The sequence below is a fragment of the Shewanella sp. MF05960 genome (genome assembly GCF_050849305.1).
Taxonomy (GTDB): domain Bacteria; phylum Pseudomonadota; class Gammaproteobacteria; order Enterobacterales; family Shewanellaceae; genus Shewanella.
This window is the reverse complement of record NZ_JBOZPS010000003.1, coordinates 175,829-196,183: the sequence shown is the minus strand read 5'-3', so window position 1 is coordinate 196,183 and position 20,355 is coordinate 175,829. Positions and strand designations below refer to the sequence as shown.

At 44.0% G+C, this 20,355-nt stretch carries 17 protein-coding genes; all 17 read left to right on the top strand.

Annotated features, from left to right (window positions below; translation table 11 throughout):
- The 17 genes from plsX (at position 1) to ACROAE_RS04195 (ending at position 20,171) form a co-directional block, all read left to right on the top strand.
- Complete coding sequence (gene plsX / locus ACROAE_RS04275; RefSeq protein ID WP_432399700.1) at positions 1-1,029, top strand: phosphate acyltransferase PlsX; 1,029 nt, start codon at positions 1-3, stop codon at positions 1,027-1,029.
- 8 nt (positions 1,030-1,037) lie between these two features.
- Positions 1,038-1,997, top strand: a complete 960-nt coding sequence (locus ACROAE_RS04270) for a beta-ketoacyl-ACP synthase III (RefSeq protein WP_432399699.1) — start codon at positions 1,038-1,040, stop codon at positions 1,995-1,997.
- Positions 1,998-2,078: 81 nt separating this feature from the next.
- Positions 2,079-3,005: an ACP S-malonyltransferase gene (gene fabD, locus ACROAE_RS04265; protein WP_432399698.1), complete on the top strand. Its 927-nt coding sequence runs from the start codon at positions 2,079-2,081 to the stop codon at positions 3,003-3,005.
- 10 nt (positions 3,006-3,015) lie between these two features.
- Positions 3,016-3,762, top strand: a complete 747-nt coding sequence (fabG, locus tag ACROAE_RS04260) for a 3-oxoacyl-ACP reductase FabG (protein ID WP_432399697.1) — start codon at positions 3,016-3,018, stop codon at positions 3,760-3,762.
- A 163-nt stretch (positions 3,763-3,925) separates the two neighbouring features.
- Entirely contained in the window at positions 3,926-4,159 is a 234-nt protein-coding gene (gene acpP, locus ACROAE_RS04255; RefSeq protein ID WP_011496723.1) for an acyl carrier protein, read from the top strand.
- A gap of 163 nt (positions 4,160-4,322) precedes the next feature.
- Positions 4,323-5,564, top strand: a complete 1,242-nt coding sequence (gene fabF, locus ACROAE_RS04250) for a beta-ketoacyl-ACP synthase II (protein WP_432399696.1) — start codon at positions 4,323-4,325, stop codon at positions 5,562-5,564.
- Between the two features lie 90 nt (positions 5,565-5,654).
- Complete coding sequence (locus ACROAE_RS04245; RefSeq protein ID WP_432399695.1) at positions 5,655-6,143, top strand: acyl-CoA thioesterase; 489 nt, start codon at positions 5,655-5,657, stop codon at positions 6,141-6,143.
- A gap of 13 nt (positions 6,144-6,156) precedes the next feature.
- Entirely contained in the window at positions 6,157-7,032 is an 876-nt protein-coding gene (locus tag ACROAE_RS04240; protein WP_432399694.1) for an NAD(P)-dependent oxidoreductase, read from the top strand.
- A 370-nt stretch (positions 7,033-7,402) separates the two neighbouring features.
- Positions 7,403-7,738, top strand: coding sequence for a tetraheme c-type cytochrome CctA (cctA, locus tag ACROAE_RS04235; RefSeq protein WP_432399692.1), 336 nt, complete (start codon positions 7,403-7,405; stop codon positions 7,736-7,738).
- A 461-nt stretch (positions 7,739-8,199) separates the two neighbouring features.
- Complete coding sequence (locus tag ACROAE_RS04230) at positions 8,200-10,968, top strand: nitrate reductase (RefSeq protein WP_432399691.1); 2,769 nt, start codon at positions 8,200-8,202, stop codon at positions 10,966-10,968.
- Positions 10,968-11,840: a uroporphyrinogen-III C-methyltransferase gene (cobA, locus tag ACROAE_RS04225; protein ID WP_432399690.1), complete on the top strand. Its 873-nt coding sequence runs from the start codon at positions 10,968-10,970 to the stop codon at positions 11,838-11,840. The genes ACROAE_RS04230 and cobA overlap by 1 nt, the downstream gene beginning before the upstream one ends.
- Positions 11,833-13,008 (top strand): glycosyl transferase, encoded by a 1,176-nt coding sequence (locus tag ACROAE_RS04220; protein WP_432399689.1) that lies wholly within the window; start codon positions 11,833-11,835, stop codon positions 13,006-13,008. Before cobA ends, ACROAE_RS04220 begins: the two co-directional genes overlap by 8 nt.
- Entirely contained in the window at positions 12,996-13,601 is a 606-nt protein-coding gene (locus tag ACROAE_RS04215; RefSeq protein WP_432399688.1) for an ANTAR domain-containing response regulator, read from the top strand. Before ACROAE_RS04220 ends, ACROAE_RS04215 begins: the two co-directional genes overlap by 13 nt.
- Before the next feature lie 309 nt (positions 13,602-13,910).
- On the top strand, positions 13,911-16,541 hold the full coding sequence (gene nirB, locus ACROAE_RS04210; protein WP_432399687.1) for a nitrite reductase large subunit NirB: 2,631 nt from the start codon (positions 13,911-13,913) through the stop codon (positions 16,539-16,541).
- Positions 16,538-16,864, top strand: coding sequence for a nitrite reductase small subunit NirD (gene nirD, locus ACROAE_RS04205; protein WP_432399686.1), 327 nt, complete (start codon positions 16,538-16,540; stop codon positions 16,862-16,864). The genes nirB and nirD overlap by 4 nt, the downstream gene beginning before the upstream one ends.
- Positions 16,865-16,875: 11 nt before the next feature.
- Positions 16,876-18,342: a NarK family nitrate/nitrite MFS transporter gene (locus tag ACROAE_RS04200; RefSeq protein WP_432399685.1), complete on the top strand. Its 1,467-nt coding sequence runs from the start codon at positions 16,876-16,878 to the stop codon at positions 18,340-18,342.
- 41 nt (positions 18,343-18,383) lie between these two features.
- Positions 18,384-20,171, top strand: a complete 1,788-nt coding sequence (locus ACROAE_RS04195; RefSeq protein WP_432399684.1) for a protein kinase domain-containing protein — start codon at positions 18,384-18,386, stop codon at positions 20,169-20,171.
- Positions 20,172-20,355: the final 184 nt, after the last annotated feature.

Sequence of the window (20,355 nt, the reverse complement as noted above, 5' to 3'; positions counted from 1 at the left end):
ATGACAAATCTGACGCTTGCGTTAGATGCGATGGGGGGCGATCACGGTCCCCACGTGACAGTGCCTGCAGCAATGCAGGCACTGAAATTTCATAACACCCTCAAAATTATTTTGGTTGGTAATCAAACCGAAATTCAAAAATATTTACCTCAAACACCTTCTACTGATTTAGACCGTATTGAAATAATCCATACCACCGAAGTTGTCACCATGTGTGATAGGCCCGTTCATGCTTTGCGTTCACGTAAAAACAGTTCAATGAGAATTGCTCTGGAATTAGTACGAGACGGAAAAGCGGCCGCTTGCGTCAGCGCAGGTAACACGGGGGCATTAATGGCAATGGCAAAAGTATTGCTAAAAACCTTACCGGGTATTGATAGGCCTGCATTAGTGTCTTGTTTACCTGCGGTTACTGGCAAGCCGGTTTATTTACTCGATTTAGGTGCCAACGTCTCTTGTGACTCTGAAGCATTATTTCAATTCGCCATTATGGGTTCGGTTTTATGTGAAGCCGTCCATAAAAAAGCGCGCCCGAAAGTGGCATTATTGAATGTGGGCATCGAAGAAGTAAAAGGCAACGATCAAGTTCAACAAGCTGCACAGTTGTTACAACACACCGATCAAGTCAATTACATTGGCTTTGTTGAAGGTGATGAAATTTATACTGGTAATGTCGATGTCATTGTTTGTGATGGTTTTGTCGGTAACATTACCCTTAAAACTTCCGAAGGCATTGCCAAGTTATTAGTACATCAATTAAAGCGCGGTTTAAAAGACGGCTTTTTTGTACGTTTACTCTCCAAACTCATCGCTCCACACATACAAGCTGTACTCAGTAAGATGAACCCCGACCACTATAATGGTGCAAGTCTGATAGGATTGCGCGGAATAGTAGTAAAGAGTCATGGTAACGCGGATGAAGCTGCATTTTTACAAGCATTAAATTTAGCAGCAACAGAAGCAAAACGTCGTCTTCCTGAAATGATTAAAGATCGTTTGGAGTCGATTCTTTTAGACATCAATAGCTGATCTCATATATGCACACAAAAATTCTCGGAACAGGCAGTTATCTGCCTGTGCAAGTACGTAGCAATCAAGATCTCGAAAAAATGGTTGAAACCAATGACCAATGGATTGTTGACCGAACCGGTATCTCTGAGCGGCGCATCGCTGCTATAGACGAGTCGGTGGCAACCATGGGCCATCAAGCGGCATTAAAAGCGCTTGAAATGGCCGGCATTGATGCCAGCGAGTTAGACATGATTGTCTGTGGCACCACAAGTGCAACCAATGCATTCCCTGCAGCAGCCTGCGAAATTCAAGCCTTACTCGGCGTTAAAAATATTCCAGCCTTTGATATTGCCGCCGCATGTTCAGGGTTTGTGTATGCGTTGTCTGTCGCCGACCAATTCGTCAAAACAGGTGCCGCTAAAAAAGTATTAGTCATTGGCTCTGATGTATTGTCGCGCATGTGTGACCCTGCCGATCGAACAACTGTGATTCTGTTTGGTGATGGTGCAGGAGCAGCTGTTATTGGCGCAAGTGATACACCAGGTATTATTGCGACCCATATTTATGCTGATGGTAGTCAAGGCGACTTATTAAAGTGCGCTTTTCCTCCTCGCTCGGGTGAAGGCTCTGAAGCCGTTAGTTTTATGACAATGAAAGGCAATGACGTATTTAAAGTTGCCGTCACTCAGTTATCGAATGTGGTCACTGAAACTCTGCGTTTAAATAACGTCGATAAGTCTGAGATTGACTGGTTAGTGCCGCATCAAGCCAATTTCCGCATTATTAATGCCACTGCCAAAAAACTCAATATGAGTTTAGATAAAGTGGTATTGACGTTAGCCAGACACGGTAATACATCCGCAGCCTCAGTGCCTATTGCGCTTGATGAAGCCGTGCGTGATGGTCGTATTCAACGTGGTCAATTATTATTGCTCGAAGCCTTTGGTGGCGGTTTTGCATGGGGCAGTGCCCTCATTCGTTATTAATGTTTAAATTTACTCTTATTTAAATGTGCTTTTATTTAAATGTGCAGTTACTTAAATCAATTCTTATACAGGTAAGTGTTTATGGAAAATGTTGCTTTTGTATTCCCTGGTCAAGGTTCTCAGGCTGTTGGAATGTTAGCTGACTTGGCACAATCTAACGACATTATTGGGCAAACTTTTGCCGAAGCGAGTCACGCGTTAGGTTATGATTTATGGGATTTAGTGGCCAATGGCCCAGTAGAAACGTTAAACGAGACAGATAAAACTCAACCAGCATTACTGACTGCAAGTGTGGCGATTTGGCGTGCATATCAAGCATCTAACAAGCCAATGCCAAGTTTGTTAGCGGGTCACAGTTTAGGTGAGTATTCTGCTTTAGTGTGTGCTGGGGTGATTGAATTTACCGATGCCGTTAAATTAGTTGAGCTGCGTGGTAAATTAATGCAACAAGCTGTGCCAGCAGGTTCTGGTGCGATGTTTGCCATTATTGGTCTCGATGATGAGGCCATTGCCGCGGCGTGTGCAGAATCTGCCCAAGGTGATGTTGTCAGTCCTGTTAACTATAACAGCCCAGGTCAAGTCGTGATTGCCGGTGAAAAAGCCGCAGTTGAACGCGCAGCCGCTGCGTGTAAAGCCGCTGGTGCGAAAATGGCCGTAGCTTTGCCTGTAAGTGTGCCATCTCACTGTGCGCTTATGAAGCCTGCTGCTGATGAATTAGCTAAAGCGTTAGTTAATGTGACGTTCTCTGCCCCAAGCATTAATGTGATTAATAACGTCGATGTTGCTATGCCAACTGATGCTGATTTAATAAAAGAGGCTTTAGTGCGTCAATTATATTGCCCAGTTCGCTGGAGCGAGACGGTTGAGTTTATGGCGACACAAGGTGTTACAAATTTAGTTGAGTGTGGGCCTGGTAAAGTATTAACCGGGTTAACAAAAAGAATTAATAAATCCATATCCGCTCAAGCGGTAAATGATGTTGCTTCATTTGCGGCATTAACCGAATAAAGGAGTTTTTATGAGCTTTAACATCAGTCTAGACGGCAAGGTAGCGTTAGTTACCGGCGCGAGTCGTGGCATTGGCCGTGCAATTGCTGAATCGCTACAACAAGCAGGTGCAGTCGTTATTGGTACCGCGACCAGTGAAAAAGGCGCGGCAGCAATTCAGCAATACCTAGGTGACAAAGGCTTTGGGATGGTGTTAAATGTCACTGATAGTCAATCGGTTGCCGATTTGTATAGTCAGATCAAAGAAAAAACGGGTGATGTTGATATTCTTATTAACAACGCTGGTATCACTCGCGACAATTTATTGATGCGGATGAAAGATGATGAATGGCAAGACATTATTGACACCAATTTGACGTCATTATTTAAATTGTCTAAACCTGTAATGCGATCTATGATGAAAAAACGTTTCGGACGTATTATCAGTATCGGTTCAGTAGTAGGTACAATGGGTAATGCTGGTCAAGTAAATTACTCGGCGGCAAAAGCGGGTTTGATAGGGTTTACAAAATCTCTTGCAAGAGAGGTTGCATCTCGTCAAATAACAGTGAATGCTATTGCACCTGGATTTATTCAGACAGATATGACAGATGAGCTGACACCTGAGCAGCAACAAGCTATTATGTCGCAAGTTCCGATGGAACGTTTAGGGCAAGCACAAGAAATTGCCAATGCAGTATTGTTTTTGGCCTCGGATTCAGCCGCTTACATCACAGGCGAAACATTGCATGTGAATGGCGGTATGTACATGGTTTAAGGGCGATAGGTAGGAAACTACCTTCATTTGAGTCAGTGTTAGTGACAATTCAATGTTAATTTTTGTGGTTAGACCACAAAATCTAAGCTTGCATTGTTATCTAATTCGAATAAACTACTCGCAATCTTACGCAAGTGCGTAATTTGAATAGGAAAGAAAACTAATGAGCAACATCGAAGAACGTGTAAAGAAAATCATCATCGAACAACTTGGCGTTAAAGAAGAAGACGTTAAATCAGCTGCTTCTTTTGTAGACGATTTAGGCGCTGATTCTCTAGACACGGTTGAATTGGTTATGGCTCTAGAAGAAGAGTTTGATACCGAGATCCCTGACGAAGAAGCTGAAAAGATCACTACTGTTCAAGCAGCGATCGATTACGTTTCTAAGAATCAGTAATCAAGAATTCACATTGACAGGCGGCATTTATGCCGCCTGTTTTTGTTTAAAGCATTTGTAAACGCTCGTTCCATTTAATTGCACTAACATATCCCTTCTTATACTCCTTTAGCGTTATCGCAATAATGGCATCGTGGCAGATTTTTATTTAAAGGTGAATATCATGTCTAAACGTCGTGTCGTCATCACAGGTCTTGGACTTGTGACTCCAGTAGGTAATGATGTCGAGTCTTCTTGGAATGCCTTATTGGCAGGCCAAAGTGGTATCGCGCCAATCACTAAATTTGATGCCAGCGAATTTGGCACGCGTTTTAGTGGTTCGGTTAAAGATTTTGATGTTGAAAAATACTTAACAAAAAAAGATGCACGTAAAATGGATTTGTTTATCCAATACGGCATGGCCGCAGGCATTCAAGCCGTTACCGATTCAGGCTTAGACATGAGCCAAGAAAATCCAGCTCGTGTGGGCACTGCAATCGGTGCTGGTATGGGGGGGATGTGGTTAATTGAACAAGGCCATTCGGCATTATTAAACGGTGGACCACGTAAAGTATCGCCATTCTTTGTGCCGAGCACCATTATTAACATGATCGCAGGCCATTTATCGATTATGTATGGCATGACAGGTCCTAACTTTGCAGTGACTACCGCTTGTACTACAGGCGTTCATAATATCGGTTTTGCTGCACGTACTATTGCTTATGGCGATGCCGATGTAATGGTTGCTGGCGGTGCAGAAGATGTCACAAGTCCATTGGGTGTAGCTGGTTTTAGTGCAGCTAAAGCGTTATCGACCCGTAATGACGATCCAACTGCAGCAAGCCGCCCATGGGACAAAGACCGTGATGGTTTTGTGATTGGCGATGGTGCGGGCGTTATTGTCATGGAAGAATATGAACGTGCTAAAGCGCGCGGTGCTAAAATTTACGGCGAGTTAGTGGGTTTTGGTATGAGTGGCGATGCATTTCACATGACCTCGCCGCCAAGTGATGGCGCAGGTGCAGCAGCTGCAATGGTTAATGCCATTAACGATGCACAGATCCAAAAAGAACAAGTGGGTTACATCAATGCCCATGGCACTTCAACTCATGCCGGCGATAAAGCTGAAGCTGCCGCGGTTAAAGCGGTATTTGGCCCACATGCTTATGATTTGTTGGTGAGTTCAACCAAGTCAATGACAGGGCATTTACTCGGCGCAGCAGGTGCGATTGAAGCCATCATTACTTTGCTTGCGCTGCGCGATCAACACGTACCGCCAACGATTAACCTTGATAACCCAGATGAAGGATGCGATTTAGACTTTGTTGCGCATACTTCACGCCGCCATCAATTTGATTACGCGTTATGTAATTCATTTGGTTTTGGTGGAACGAATGGTTCGCTACTATTCAAAAAAATAGATTAATATTGTTCAAGATAAAAAGCGCCTAGTGCGCTTTTTTTGTATCGGTACAACGTGTATCGTTGATACACCATCGAATGACTGGGAGGCTTTATGGCCGGTAAAGATAGAAAGCTTACATTACGTTTTTTGGCCGAACCTGCAGATGTCAATTTTGGCGGTAAGGTACACGGTGGTGCTGTAATGAAATGGATCGATTTAGCCGCATATGCAACTGCTGCGGGTTGGAGCGGTAAATATTGCATTACGGTTTATGCTGGCGGGATCCGTTTTGTTAAACCTATCCATGTAGGCAATATTGTTGAGGTAACGGGTAAAGTGATTTACACCGGTACAACATCAATGCATATTGCGATAGATGTAAAAGCGGGCGATCCCAAAGAATCAGAACGTCATTTAACCACTCATTGTATTGTTATCATGGTTGCAGTAGATGATGAAGGTCATCCAACATCGGTTCCTGAGTGGATCCCGGCAACAGCAGATGATATTCGTTTACGTGATAGTGCTTTACGTTTAATGGATATGCGTAAGCGTATCGGTGCTGAAATGGAAGCACACGTTAAACCTTCAGTTGAATAAATAAGGAAAAATCATGGCCAAGGTCGCATTTATTGGTTTAGGCGTAATGGGATACCCGATGGCGGGGCATTTAGTTAAAAATGGCCATGAGGTCACTGTATATAACCGTACAAGCTCAAAAGCGGCTCAGTGGGTTGAACAATTTGGTGGTCAATCTGCCGCTACACCTAAAGAAGCAGCGAAAGGTCAAGATATCGTGTTTACCTGTGTCGGTAATGATGATGACTTGCGTCAAGTGGTATTAGGTGAGCACGGCGTCGTACAGGGTATGCACGCAGGTGCGATTTTGGTTGACCATACCACGGCTTCAGCTGATGTTGCCCGTGAGATTGCAGAGCAAATTAAACCACTCAATATTGGCTTTTTAGATGCGCCAGTATCTGGCGGCCAGGCTGGCGCTGAAAAAGGCTTATTAACAGTAATGATGGGCGGTGAACAAGTCCATTTTGATGCTGTTCAATTTGTTCTTGCTGCTTACAGTCGCTGTGCTGAACTATTAGGGCCAGTCGGCTCAGGGCAATTGACTAAAATGGTCAATCAAATTTGTATCGCCGGTGTGGTTCAAGGATTGGCTGAAGGGCTTCACTTTGCTAAGAGTGCCGGTTTAGATGGCCTTAAAGTGATTGAAGTGATCAGTAAAGGTGCTGCGCAAAGCTGGCAAATGGAGAATCGTTATCAAACCATGTGGCAAGGTCAATATGATTTTGGTTTTGCGATTGATTGGATGCGTAAAGATTTAGGCATTGCATTAGATGAAGCTCGCCGAAATGGTAGTCATTTACCGGTTACCGCATTGGTCGATCAGTTTTATTCAGAAGTGCAAGCGATGAAAGGTAACCGTTGGGATACCTCGAGTTTACTGGCTAGGTTAGAAAAATCTAGAAATTAACTTAGACAATATATTCAGTTTACTATTGTTAGCCTCAACATTGATTGGGGCTTTTTTTTGCTTATAAAAACCAATACATAAGGCGTTACTACATTAGGGTTTTCTGGCGTGAAAGTTAATTTAATCACTAAAAACCATCTAGTTACATGATGTAGCGCACATATTCAAACAAGTAAGACTGTTATTATTGCTTAATCTAAATTAATTTTGCTTAAAGTGAATTAATTTACTACTTTTATATTGTCGCTCAATTTTGATTTCGGTCGATATAAAGGGGTGAGTTAATTCTTAAGTAAAGTGTCGTGCTTCAGTGTAAGACCCGTGTCAGATAATAAGAATGCGGGCATACACTAAATTGGAGGAATGAATAATGAGCAACAAACTACTCAGCGCATTGTTTGCGACAGGTTTCGCGGTAATGATGATGTCTTCTGCATCATTTGCTGCTGATGAAACCCTCGCAGAGTTTCACGTTGAAATGGGTGGCTGTGAAAACTGCCATGCTAATGAAGAGCCATCAGCTGATGGTGCATATGAATTTGAACAATGTCAAAGTTGCCATGGTTCACTTGCAGAGATGGATGATACCCATAAAGCGCATGATGGTGCGTTAATGTGTGCAGATTGTCATGCTCCGCATGAAATTAAAGTTGGCGAAAAACCAAAGTGTGACACATGTCATGATGATGGCCGTACTGCTAAATAAGTTGTCCCGCTGATTAAAAATACCGACATTAATGTCGGTATTTTTGTTTCTGGCCTCTTTCAAAAACCGAGAAGTATATATCTAATACCATTGCGCGCTAATAAGTGACTCGCCAGAAATGAATTCCTCAGTAGTTTTATCTGCTTTCTCGCTATTTGAAGGGGGAGCAACCATCAAGCCACAATAGAGATAGCGACGCCTTAATCAAAAACCGCTGGGCGCATTCTGAGTGGTCACTTAATAATGCGGATGGATATCCCTACCTCTTTGTAGGTATTTAATTTCTTTTGTTTTCAAACAGATGCGCGCTTTAAGTGCATGCGTTTGCACTTATGTTGCGCAAATGTAGCGTTGAATACCAGTCTATTTTTCTATTTCTAAGTTAAATCAGTAAGTTAATTTTTTGGCACAGCTTTCGCAGTAATACCATCATGAAATGGTTAATGTGAAAGGGTCAATGTATGTCAATAATCCAATCAAGTTGTGCTTATTGTGGTGTCGGGTGCGGCGTTAGCGTGTCCTCGACTCAAGCCGATTGGGTTGACGTTGATGTGTCTTCTTTAACCTTAATCGGTGATAAACATCATCCTGCAAATTATGGTCACTTGTGTGCAAAAGGTGAGCGACTACTTGACAGTTTAGCGCAACCCAATGTGCTGCGTTATCCTGTTTTACGCTCAGGTAAACCCATTTCGTGGGATCAGGCCAGTTCGTTAATTGCTGATAAATTTGCGCAAACTATCGCCCAGTACGAAGCCAATTCTGTTGCACTTTATCTTTCAGGCCAGTTACTCACCGAAGATTATTATGTAGCAAACAAATTTGCCAAAGGCTATTTAAAAACGGCAAATGTCGATACTAATTCACGTTTATGCATGTCATCTGCTGTGAGTGCTATGCAGCGCGCATTTGGTGAAGATGTAGTGCCAGGTTGTTATGACGATATTGAACATGCCGAAGTCATTGTATTAATTGGTGCGAATACCGCTTGGACTCATCCTGTGTTATTTCAACGGATATTGGCAGCAAAAAAAGCCAATAACACAACGTTAGTGGTTATAGACCCAGTTACAACCGCGACAGCAAAACAAGCTGACCTTCATTTAGCGATTACGCCAGGGGCCGATTTAGCCTTGTTCCACGGTTTGTTAGGCTATTTGGCGGATAATGAACGTGTTAATCATGAATACATTAATGCGCATACCGACGGTTTTGATGTTGTGGTAAGTCACGCCAAACAATTGAGTACAGATCTGCTTGGCCTTGCAAAGCAAGTGGGGTTAACCGAGTCAACATTGAAACAATTTTATCAATTGTTTATTCAACATAAAGCCATACTGACAGCATCATGCCAAGGCGTTAACCAGTCTGTTATTGGCACTGACACCACGAATGCGATTATTAATTGCCATTTAGCCTTAGGGCATATTGGCCAAGCCGGATGCGGTTTTTTCTCATTAACGGGTCAACCTAATGCGATGGGCGGTCGCGAAGTAGGGGGCTTAGCGACTCAACTGGCTTGTCATATGGGATTTTCTCAATCGGAACGTGAACTACTCGCCGATTTTTGGCAGGTCGATACCGTTGCTGACAAAAAAGGTTTAGCCGCTGTCGACATGTTTGATGCCTTAGCTGACGGTAAAATAAAAGCCATTTGGATTATGGGCACCAATCCTGTGGTGTCATTGCCTAACAGTAATAAAATTGCTAAAGCCTTGGCCGATTGTCCTTTTGTGGTGGTGTCTGAAATAAGCCCTGATTCTGATACCGCAAAATTTGCAGACATATTATTACCCGCTCAAGGTTGGTCTGAAAAGTGCGGAACAGTGACCAACAGTGAACGCACAATAAGCCGTCAGCGAGGCTTTATTACCCCAAAAGGACAAAGCAAAGCGGATTGGTGGGCCATAAGCCAAGTGGCGCAAAAAATGGGTTTTCAAGGATTTGAGTTTGACAACAGTGCTAGCGTGTTTCGTGAGTTTGCCGCGTTGTCGGCAAACGTTAAACAGGCATTTCCCAATAAGATATTTGATATAAGCGGGTTAACCGATTTAAGCCAACAAGAATATGACGATTTAAGACCGACTCAGTGGCCAATAGCATCAGCTGAACACATTGGTCAGCAAGGGCTGCGAGTATTTAGTGATGGCGTATTTGCTACGCCGACAGGAAAAGCACAATTCATTTTCCCCGCGAAGACAGTAACGCAAGTGGCTGCAAATGTAGCCAAAAAGGCTAGCGTATTACTTAACAGTGGCCGCAGTCGCGATCAATGGCACACCATGACTCGCACAGGTCATATTGCGAGTCTACGAGCAAGTATTCCTGAGCCTGTAATACAACTTCATCCTGATAACCTCGCAAGCTTTTCTATTGCAGATGGCGACCTTGTGACCATCGGCTCCGCCGTAGACAAAGAATCTACGTCATTTGCTCTGGCCAGGGTGGTGGTTGATCAAAATATACCGCTTGAGATGGCGTTGATGTCCATGCATTGGTCTAAGCAATTCTCATTGGGCAAAGGGGTTAATCAATACCTCGATAGCCGAGTCGACCCAGTATCGCAGCAACCCGGATATAAGTGTCAAGATGTGGTACTGAAGCCTGTCGAACTGGCATTGCAAGGTGTGGTGTTTGGTTTGCACGATCCTGAAGCGCAAGGTTTATGCTGGCAAGTCGCTCAAACATTAACCACCGGAATATGTCATCACGTCGGATTTACTGATGCAGAGGAGGGGTTTGCTTATCAAGCTACTGCCCACTCACTTGCCTGGTCAGCGAATGTTCATGGCCAGCGCCTGCATGTGCAATGCAATATGGAAAAGGGCATTGTTAGCGCGATAAAAGTGCTGTCTCACACTCGGGTTAACCTAGCCGTTGAGCCGCTGAATGCCTTTATTGGAAAACCCGTCGACAACACGTTTATAAAGCAGTTACATCAACAAATTAATGCCGGTAATAGCCCGTTAATTTGTGCCTGTACCGGGGTGACTGATGCACAAATTGCTGATGAGATAAATGCGCAGTTTGACCAACAAATATTTCATGATGGTAAGCAACATCTGCAATTTAATAAGGCATTAGATGTTACGCAATCAAGCTTAGGGTGTGGTCGACAATGTGGCAGCTGTAATAGTGAAGTGAAGCAATGTGCCCAAAACCATTGGCAACAGGCTTTATCGTACATCGAACTTGAATACGCAACTGTAACAGAAGAGGATGTCGCCTAATGAATATGGTAGATGGATTAATCAAAGGTGTTAACTCTGTTGGCGTCGCTTGTGCCGATGCGCTGCAAGCGGGTGAGGTTGCCATTGTTGGTGCTGGGTGTGGTCAACTCGATTTAATGACCATAAAAGCTGCGCGTATTGTTGCCCAAGCAGATGCATTAGTTTACGACAGCCTAGTGAGTAGCGATATTTTGACTTTAGTTGATACACATTGTCAGCGTCACTTTGTCGGTAAGCGTTGCGGCCAACCAAGTATTAAACAAGATGATATCAATGCGCTATTACTCAAGCTTGCGCTACAAGGTTTGAAAGTGGTGCGCTTAAAAGGTGGCGACCCACATATTTTTGGCCGTGGATCTGAAGAAGCGCTTTATCTCGCCAAGCAGGGTATTCGTTCACAATTTATTACCGGCGTCACTGCTGCTTTAGGTTGTGCATCAAGCACAGGGATCCCACTGACGTTTCGCGGCATGGCTCGCAGTGTCACGCTGATCACTGGCACAAAAATGACCGATGTTGATAACGCTGTTGCGCCTAGCCAGTGGCAAGCATTATTAGCTGCGCAGTCGACCTTGGTTTTTTATATGGGAAAAGAGCAAGCGTCGCGTATTGCAACTGGCTTACTTACAGCACAATGCACCGCCAGTTTACCTGTCGCATTTATCACTAATGGAGGTCGGCCTAATCAAATTGTAACGTTTGCGACAGTGACTTCAATGGCTGATGCAGCGTTAACCATTAAAGACTCAGGACCCACGTTAATCATTATTGGCGAGGTGGTCAGTGTCGGCCAGCAACTTGCCTGTTTACTTGATGATATCGACTTGTCATCTTCACAGGTCAATACACAATATGAGGCGCTGTATGCCTAAAATAGGTGAATTAACCCTGACATCTGCCGAAACATTTGATTTTCGGTTATTGATAAAAGCGTTGGGTAAAGGCGAAAAGGGATCTCGTTCGTTAACGTTTGCAGAAGCAAGTCTGTTACTCGAAGGGTTTGCGTTAGGGCATGCCACGCGAGTGCAAATGGCGAGCGCAATGATGCTTATGCGAGTTCGCGGCGAAACCGTGGATGAAGTTGCCGGAATAGTCGCGGGATTACGTCATACGTTACATAGTGATTGGCAGTCTTTATCAGTCGATATTGATTGGCCTGTTTATGCAGGTAAACGTGAACAATTACCTTGGTTATTGCTGGTGGCAACATTGCTGGCTAAGCAAGGTGTCCGTGTGATGCTGCATGGCGATAGCCAAGCGTTACCGCATCGCCGTCATGTTGAGTCATGTTTAGATGCATTAAGTATTCGGTGTTGCACCACCCCTCAAAGTGCAGCGTTAGCATTAGCGTCTGACGGTATTGTCTATGTGCGCGCAGGTGACTTAGCCCCCGTGTTAGATGATTGTCGTCAATTGCATCAAGAATTGGGATTACGCAGCGTCATTCAAACCGCTGCACGCTGTATTAATCCAAGTAACGCTCCAATCAGTTTGCGCAGTTATTTTCACCCAGGCTTAGATGATTTGCATCAACAGGTCAGCGAAGCATTATTTGCTAATAATGAATATCCACCCGGTCATGTTGCGATTTTTAAAGGCTTGCAAGGCGAAACAGAATTTAACCCCAGAGTGGCTACGTTAATGAAAGTCGTCAGTAAAAAAGCGGCCAATGTAACCGTGTCTAGCTCGACTATTCCGACATTATTAGCAGGCTTTTGTGGTGCAAAAGTGGGTCAGGCTGACCTGTCTAGCGACATACTTGCGCTGTTATGGCGCGAAACTCAGCCATTATTGGCAACTGAGCTTAGTGGTGTTATGTCGCGCACCATGATTGAGCAAGCATTGAGTAGTATTAGCGCGACATTAACTGCCGTAATACTGTTACTGAATCAGCAATCCCATATGGCGGGCGGTTCGCAACAATCATTGACGGTAGAGCAGGCCATTAGTTTAAGCCAGCAGTGTTGGGCAAATCGTTTGAGTGATGCGAATAACCTATTGGCTCAATGGCACAAAAAGGAGCGACCATGCGCAGTTTAATTTTTTGTGATGCAGGCTTTTCACTGGTGCCTGTCGTTGATTGTGATGTGGTGCAATACCAAGCTTGTTTGGCGGCATTTGGGCATGTCAGTGTGTTGACGTCAATTAGTCAAATTGAGCAACGTTTACATCAACAACATGTTGATACTTTACTTATTCTAACTGACCAATTGCATAGTCAAATTCAGGGGTTAATACAACGCACTTTGGCCATTAAACCTATGGTGATTATTGTTAATGCCAAGTCATGGCAACAAGATGTACTGTCACAATTACTTGATTGCGGACGAATCACTTTTATTCCCGACATGTTAACGGTGAACCGGTTAACCAGCGTGATTAGTTTGGCACAAATTCGCTTTAATGCCGCCAGTAAAACGCTCGCAGAATTTAAAAAATTAGACGACGAGATCCGGAGCATTAAATTGCTGAGTAGGGCTAAGTTGATTGTGATGCAACAAGGGTTTGATGAAACTAAAGCACACCAGATTATACAGCAGCAAGCGATGTTAAAAGGCATGTCGATGGCGCAAATGTCCGCGCAAATTATTGCGCTGGTTAGCCAATCTGACCGTGCTCGTTTGGCGGAGTAAATAACATTGAACAGTGATGGTGCGCCCAATGTTGGTGCGGTTGAGCCTAAAAAGGACGTGTTATCACTACAAAGTTAACGTTGAATATTTAAAGTCTTTATAAATCAATTTATTACATAGTTTTATTTGTTGGCATAGAGTCTGCAACATCACAGTATGATACTGCAACGCATTAATGGGACATAACCCATAAAAGCACGAACAGTAAAATTTAAAAAAATCGGGATTGTAACTGGCAATGGCGCCAACTCTTTAACAGGAGTTGGCGCCATTTTGTTTTTTACCATCCAAGGCATGAAGGAGCAGGAAATGACAGTCTCAAAACCCAAATTAGTGGTCGTTGGCAATGGCATGGTGGGTCATCACTTTATTGAGCAATTATGCAGTCTAGGGCTGAATAAAACCTTTGAAGTACATGTGTTTGGCGAAGAGCCTCGTCCAGCCTATGACCGAGTGCAGTTATCTAAATATTTTGAGACAGGCAGTGCCGATCCGTTAATGCTAACCAGTGCGCAGGATTATCAAGATTGGGGCATTAATCTGCATTTAAATACTCCCATCACGGCGATTGATATCGCAGCGAAAACCGTCACAAGTGCCCAAGGTGAATGTTACTCGTATACCCGATTAATTTTGGCGACTGGTTCGTTTCCATTTGTGCCGCCAATACAAGGCAACGATCGCGCTCAATGTTTAGTCTATCGCACCATTGAAGATCTTGAGGCTATTCAAGCAGCGGCGAAAAATAGTCAGGTCGGGGTGGTTGTCGGCGGCGGACTACTGGGCTTAGAAGCGGCAAATGCCATGATGCAACTTGGGGTGAAAACCCATGTTGTCGAGTTTGCGCCACAATTGATGCCCGTTCAGCTTAATGATAAAGCCGGTGAATTGCTGTGCAGTAAAATCGAGCAGCTCGGGGTGAGTGTGCATACCTCAAAAGCAACGACCGCCATTATTGATGGTGAAACTGCACTGCACCGCATGACATTTAATGATGAATCTTTTCTTGAAACCGACATGATTGTCTTTTCTGCCGGTATTCGCCCACAGGATGCTTTAGCCCGCGTGTCAAATATCAGCATTGGTGAGCGTGGCGGTATTGAAATTGACGATCACTGCCTAACATCAGCTCCCGATGTGTATGCCATCGGCGAATGTGCATTATGGCAACAAAAAATATTTGGTTTAGTGGCACCCGGTTATCAAATGGCACGTGTTGTTGCTTCACATATTGCCTCATTATCATCAAGCTCCCCAAGCCAATCGTTTACCGGTGCTGATATGAGTACCAAGCTTAAACTCTTAGGCGTCGATGTGGCCGCTATTGGCGCAAGCCGTGGTTTTGAGGATGCTCAATTTGTTGAGTTGTCTGATAATCAAACGGGTATTTATAAAAAGCTCTGGCTTGATGACAGTGGTAAGTATTTAAAAGGCGCGGTACTCATTGGCGACAATAGCGATTACAGCCGCTTACTGGATTTGTATTTGTCTCAGGATGAAATTGCAGGCTCTGCAGTTGAGTTATTACTTGCGGGTGCTGAAGATGAAGCCGACTTAAAAGACACCTCTATTGTATGTTCTTGTCATCAAGTGACGAAAGGCGACATTGTTGAAGCGGTTTCAGCTGGCAATCATAAGATGGCTGAAATTAAATCGTGTACCCGCGCAGCGTCGGGTTGCGGCGGTTGTGCGCCATTAGTGCAAAAAATTATTGATCAAACCTTGCAAGCTGCTGGGCTTGATTTTAATGCCGGTATTTGTGCGCATTTTGATCGCGACAGACAAGCTTTGTATCACCTATGCCAAGTGGAAGGCATTAATGACTTTGATTCATTAATGCGTCAACACGGCAAACCTTCAGCAAGCGGCCACACGTATGGTTGCGATATTTGTAAACCCGCAGCCGCCTCGATTTTTGCCAGTTTACAAAACCAATATGTATTAAACCAAGACAGCGGCCATGTTCAGCTGCAAGACACCAATGATGCGTATTTAGGCAATATCCAAAAAGACGGCACTTATTCTATTGTGCCACGGGTTGCCGGTGGCGAAATTACCCCAGCCAAGTTGATTTCAATGGGGCAGATTGCTCAAGAGTATGACTTATATACCAAAATCACAGGTGGGCAGCGTATCGATATGTTTGGTGCAACCTTGTCACAATTACCTGAAATTTGGCAAAAACTCATTGATGCAGGGTTTGAAACGGGACACGCCTACGGCAAGTCTTTAAGAACGGTTAAGTCTTGTGTCGGCAGTACCTGGTGCCGTTATGGCGTGCAAGATGCGGTGGGTTTTGCCATCGATTTAGAAAATCGTTACAAGGGCCTACGTAGCCCGCATAAATTGAAGTTTGCCGTATCGGGATGTACTCGCGAATGCGCCGAAGCACAAAGTAAAGATATCGGCATTATCGCAACCGACAAAGGTTGGAACCTCTATGTGGCAGGCAATGGCGGTATGCGTCCACGTCACGGTGATTTGTTTGCTACCGATTTATCGACCGAAACGCTTTATCAATACATCGACCGTATTTTGATGTTTTACGTTAAAACCGCCGACAAACTGCAGCGCACCTCTACCTGGATGGATTCATTAGAAGGTGGTTTAGCATATTTAAAATCAGTGGTCATTGATGACGCGCTGGGGATCAACTCAACCCTCGAACAACAGATGGAGTTGATTGCAGCAACGTATCAATGTGAATGGAAAACCAGTCTTGAACAACCGGCATTCTTAGCGCGCTTTAATGAGTTTGTTAACCCAAGCCAGGCACCTGTTGCAGATGCTAATGCATACCAACGAGTGCGCGATCAGCGCTTCCCTAATGGTAAAGATACCGGTGCAGGCAACATTGCGATTAAACAGATTACTGAGCAAAAAATTACCGAGCAGCAAACCACTGAGCAACAAGCAAAAGCAGATGAGGTATTAGCATGAGTTGGATTAATGTGTGTGAAGAAACAAGCTTACCCATAGGCACAGGTGTTGCTGCCTGGGTTGCCGGAAAGGCAGTGGCTATTTTTAACTTAGGCAAAGATGGTTTGTATGCCATCGATAATGTCGACCCCGCCTCAGGCGTGGGCTTATTAGCTCGCGGATTAATTTGTGAAATGGACGGTGAACTGTGCGTGGCATCGCCGTTATACAAACAACATTATCGATTAACCACAGGCGTGTGCATTGAAGATACGTCATTAATTGCCAGTCCGTTTGATATTAAAACTGAACAGGGAGATGTCCTTGTATTAGCCAAAGCATAAGGAGTATTACGATGAGTGCTGAAAAATTTAAGTTATTTTCTTTTAACGGCAAAATGAAGATTATGCATTTAAGCTGGATGGCTTTTTTTATCACCTTCGTGGTGTGGTTTAACGCCGCACCGCTGGTGAGTGTGATTGCCGACAGCTTAGGGCTGACGACCGCACAAATTAAAACCTTGTTGATCCTCAACGTTGCTTTAACCATTCCTGCGCGGATTATTATCGGGATGGTGACCGATAAATACGGACCGCGGATAACCTATTCGGCGTTACTCGCCATTTGTTCTATTCCGTGCTTTATGTTTGCCGTTGCCGATTCATTTGAACAGCTCGCATTAGCCCGTTTTTTAATTGGCTTTATTGGTGCCGGTTTTGTGATTGGTATTCGTATGGTCAGTGAATGGTTTCCTGCTAAAGAGTTAGGCACCGCAGAGGGCATTTACGGCGGTTGGGGTAACTTTGGTTCAGCTGCTGCAGCCTTTACTTTACCCGCGGTTGCTCTTGCATTTGGTGGCCCAGACGGTTGGCGCTATGCCATTGGTATTACTGGTTTAATGAGCTTATTGTTTTCGTTTGTTTACTACTTTAATGTCACCGACACACCAAAAGGCTCAACATACTTTAAGCCCAAAAAAGGCGGCGGGTTAGAGGTAACCAGCAAAAATGATTTAGTGTTACTCATAGTCATGAAAGTGCCGATGTATGCCACCTTAGCGCTATTGGGATGGAAGTTGTCGCCAGCGGGTGTCAGCATGTTTACTCAAGATACGACAAATTTGATTTACGCGGGTTTAGTCTTTGTATTTTTAATCGATTTTTATCAAACGTATCAGGTCAACAAGCATCTCTTTTCTGTTGAAGTGCCAGAGTTTGAACGTTACGAGTTTAAGCAAGTTGCGGTACTCAATGTATTGTATTTCACCACATTTGGTTCTGAGCTGGCGGTGGTGTCAATGTTGCCTTTATTTTTTGCCGAAACCTTTGCATTAGGTATGGCGCAAGCAGGTATGGTGGCATCCAGTTATGCCTTTATGAACCTGATGTCTCGCCCAGGCGGTGGCTGGTTAAGTGATAAGTTTGGTCGTAAAACCACACTATTGATTTTAACTGCTGGTTTAGCGATAGGGTATTTATCGGTAGCACAAATAGACTCAAGTTGGTCACTCCCCCTTGCGGTGGTTGTGGTGATGGCGTGTTCTTTCTTTGTTCAAGGCGGTGAGGGCGCAGTTTTTGCTGCAGTACCACTCATTAAACGTCGTTTAACCGGTCAAATAGCAGGTATGACAGGCGCTTACGGAAATGTTGGCGCAGTGTTTTTCTTAACGGTATATTCAATGGTGTCGACACAAACGTTCTTCTATGTCATTGCTGTGAGTGCCGTATTTGGTTTTATTACCTTATTCTTTATGAATGAGCCGAAAGGTCATATTGCCGAGGTGAATGAAGACGGCGAAGTGACCTTGATAAGCGTCAGTTAGACGAACCGTATGAGTGGGATCGTTATTACAGCAGGAAACCTATGCCTCCTAAGTTAGATACACATGCCAGCCCTGTGATAGATGACACGCTGCCTTTTGCAACCAGTTTGCAATTGCTAGTGGGACAAGCCTCTGAAAAAGGTCATAAATCGCAAAACGAAGATGCGATAGGCATACGCATCCCGAGTGGTGTATCTCTTATGACTAAAGGTATCGTCAGCGTGATAAGTGATGGTGTCAGTACCGCAGAGGGAGGCGCACAAGCATCAGCGATTAGCGTGAGTAATTTTTTAGCCGATTATTACTCCACACCAGATAGCTGGAGCGTGCAAACCTCAAGCGCCAAAGTATTAACCGCATTAAACCGTTGGCTGTATGGGTTAGGGCAAGATTATCGCGATGCACGGCGTGGATTTGTATGTACCTTCAGCGCATTGGTGTTTAAGTCGTGCACTGTGCACATGCTACATGTGGGTGATTCACGCATTTATCGTTTTCGCCGTGGCGAGTTAACTCAATTAAGCCATGATCACAGCACAAAAATAAACGCATCGCATCAATATTTAACCCGTGCATTAGGCATGGATGTCAAATTAGATGTTGATTATAAAGCATTAACGGTTGAGCAAGACGATCTGTATTTATTAACCACAGACGGTATACACGATCAATTTACAGAGTTTGAATTACTGCAAAGGATAAGCAGTTTTTATCAATTACATCCGCAATTAAGCGATGACTTATGTGAGCAGTTTTGCCGTAAATTGATAACAAAAGCATTTGAACTTGGCAGTAAAGATAATTTGAGTGCGCAATTATTGTGTGTTCAGCAATTGCCGAAACAAGCCATTGATGATGTTTACCATCATTTATCGCAGCGTCCATTTCCGCCTCCGTTGAGTGTCGGGATGAAGCTTGATGGTTATCGAGTCACTCACATTATTCATCAATCTCAACGTAGCCAGGTGTATCGGGTTGAGAATCAGCAGCAACACGCTTTTTGCATGAAAACGCCTTCAGTCAATTACATTGATGATGCGGCTTATATTGAGCGTTTTATGTTAGAAAGCTGGATTGGTCAGCGTATAAACAGTACTCATGTCGTGAAGGTGGTAGAGCAACATCAACCTAAATCGGCATTGTATTACTTAACCGAATTTCTCCCAGGAGTGAGCTTAGCGCAATGGCTCGTTCAACATAAAAAAGCCCCAGTAGAAGATGTGCTAGCGCTGCTAAAACAAATCGAATTAGGCGTAAGGGCATTTCATCGCCGAGAAACGCTACATCAAGATTTAAAGCCGGATAATATTTTTATTACCCGTGATGGCGTGGTGAAAATTATTGATTTTGGCTCTTGTTATATCAAAGGCGTTGCTGAAATTAGCACCCCACTGACACGCGATCATATTTTGGGGACCGCAGATTATACCGCTCCAGAGGTGATATTGGGTTATCAGGCTGATGGACGAGCTGATTTGTTTTCCCTTGCTGTGATTGCTTATGAAATGTTGGCAGGCGAACACCCTTTTAAAGGCAAACTCAGCAAATGCAATACCAGGCAAGCTTTCTCGCGATTAGAATACGTCAATGTGTACCAACTCAATCCCATGGTGCCCATCTGGATAGACCAGGCCCTAAAAAAAGCCTTAAGCATTGAGCCTAATTTGCGCCAGGCCGACACTTGCGAGCTTATTCACCAATTAACCACCGCCAGTGCTCGTCAACGCCCAAAGCATTTTGTGCCTCTCATCAACCGTAATCCAGTCAGATTTTGGCAAGCCACCTCCATCGTACTTTTTCTGGCTTTAATCACCAGCTTATTGGTTTAGGCCTAATATGGTTTCTGAGTATAAAAATCGGGTATTAATGAATTCAGTTAACTAAAATAACCTTACGCATAGATAATTAGTTAGCATTAATACTAAAGTGTTATTTTTTTATGGTGATGGCTCTTTTGGCTTATGTTCAACAATGAGGATGATTGGTAATATTCACATGTTGGAATATTACTTG

Bases quoted from the DNA above. Each gene is read 5' to 3' on its own strand.
- fabF (WP_432399696.1), top strand. From the start codon at position 4,323: ATGTCTAAACGTCGTGTCGTCATCACAGGTCTTGGACTTGTGACTCCA.
- cobA (WP_432399690.1), top strand. From the start codon at position 10,968: ATGAATATGGTAGATGGATTAATCAAAGGTGTTAACTCTGTTGGCGTC.
- nirB (WP_432399687.1), top strand. From the start codon at position 13,911: ATGACAGTCTCAAAACCCAAATTAGTGGTCGTTGGCAATGGCATGGTG.
- ACROAE_RS04215 (WP_432399688.1), top strand. From the start codon at position 12,996: ATGCGCAGTTTAATTTTTTGTGATGCAGGCTTTTCACTGGTGCCTGTC.
- plsX (WP_432399700.1), top strand. From the start codon at position 1: ATGACAAATCTGACGCTTGCGTTAGATGCGATGGGGGGCGATCACGGT.
- fabD (WP_432399698.1), top strand. From the start codon at position 2,079: ATGGAAAATGTTGCTTTTGTATTCCCTGGTCAAGGTTCTCAGGCTGTT.
- ACROAE_RS04220 (WP_432399689.1), top strand. From the start codon at position 11,833: ATGCCTAAAATAGGTGAATTAACCCTGACATCTGCCGAAACATTTGAT.
- ACROAE_RS04200 (WP_432399685.1), top strand. From the start codon at position 16,876: ATGAGTGCTGAAAAATTTAAGTTATTTTCTTTTAACGGCAAAATGAAG.
- ACROAE_RS04270 (WP_432399699.1), top strand. From the start codon at position 1,038: ATGCACACAAAAATTCTCGGAACAGGCAGTTATCTGCCTGTGCAAGTA.
- acpP (WP_011496723.1), top strand. From the start codon at position 3,926: ATGAGCAACATCGAAGAACGTGTAAAGAAAATCATCATCGAACAACTT.
- ACROAE_RS04230 (WP_432399691.1), top strand. From the start codon at position 8,200: ATGTCAATAATCCAATCAAGTTGTGCTTATTGTGGTGTCGGGTGCGGC.
- ACROAE_RS04245 (WP_432399695.1), top strand. From the start codon at position 5,655: ATGGCCGGTAAAGATAGAAAGCTTACATTACGTTTTTTGGCCGAACCT.
- ACROAE_RS04195 (WP_432399684.1), top strand. From the start codon at position 18,384: ATGCCTCCTAAGTTAGATACACATGCCAGCCCTGTGATAGATGACACG.
- cctA (WP_432399692.1), top strand. From the start codon at position 7,403: ATGAGCAACAAACTACTCAGCGCATTGTTTGCGACAGGTTTCGCGGTA.
- fabG (WP_432399697.1), top strand. From the start codon at position 3,016: ATGAGCTTTAACATCAGTCTAGACGGCAAGGTAGCGTTAGTTACCGGC.
- ACROAE_RS04240 (WP_432399694.1), top strand. From the start codon at position 6,157: ATGGCCAAGGTCGCATTTATTGGTTTAGGCGTAATGGGATACCCGATG.
- nirD (WP_432399686.1), top strand. From the start codon at position 16,538: ATGAGTTGGATTAATGTGTGTGAAGAAACAAGCTTACCCATAGGCACA.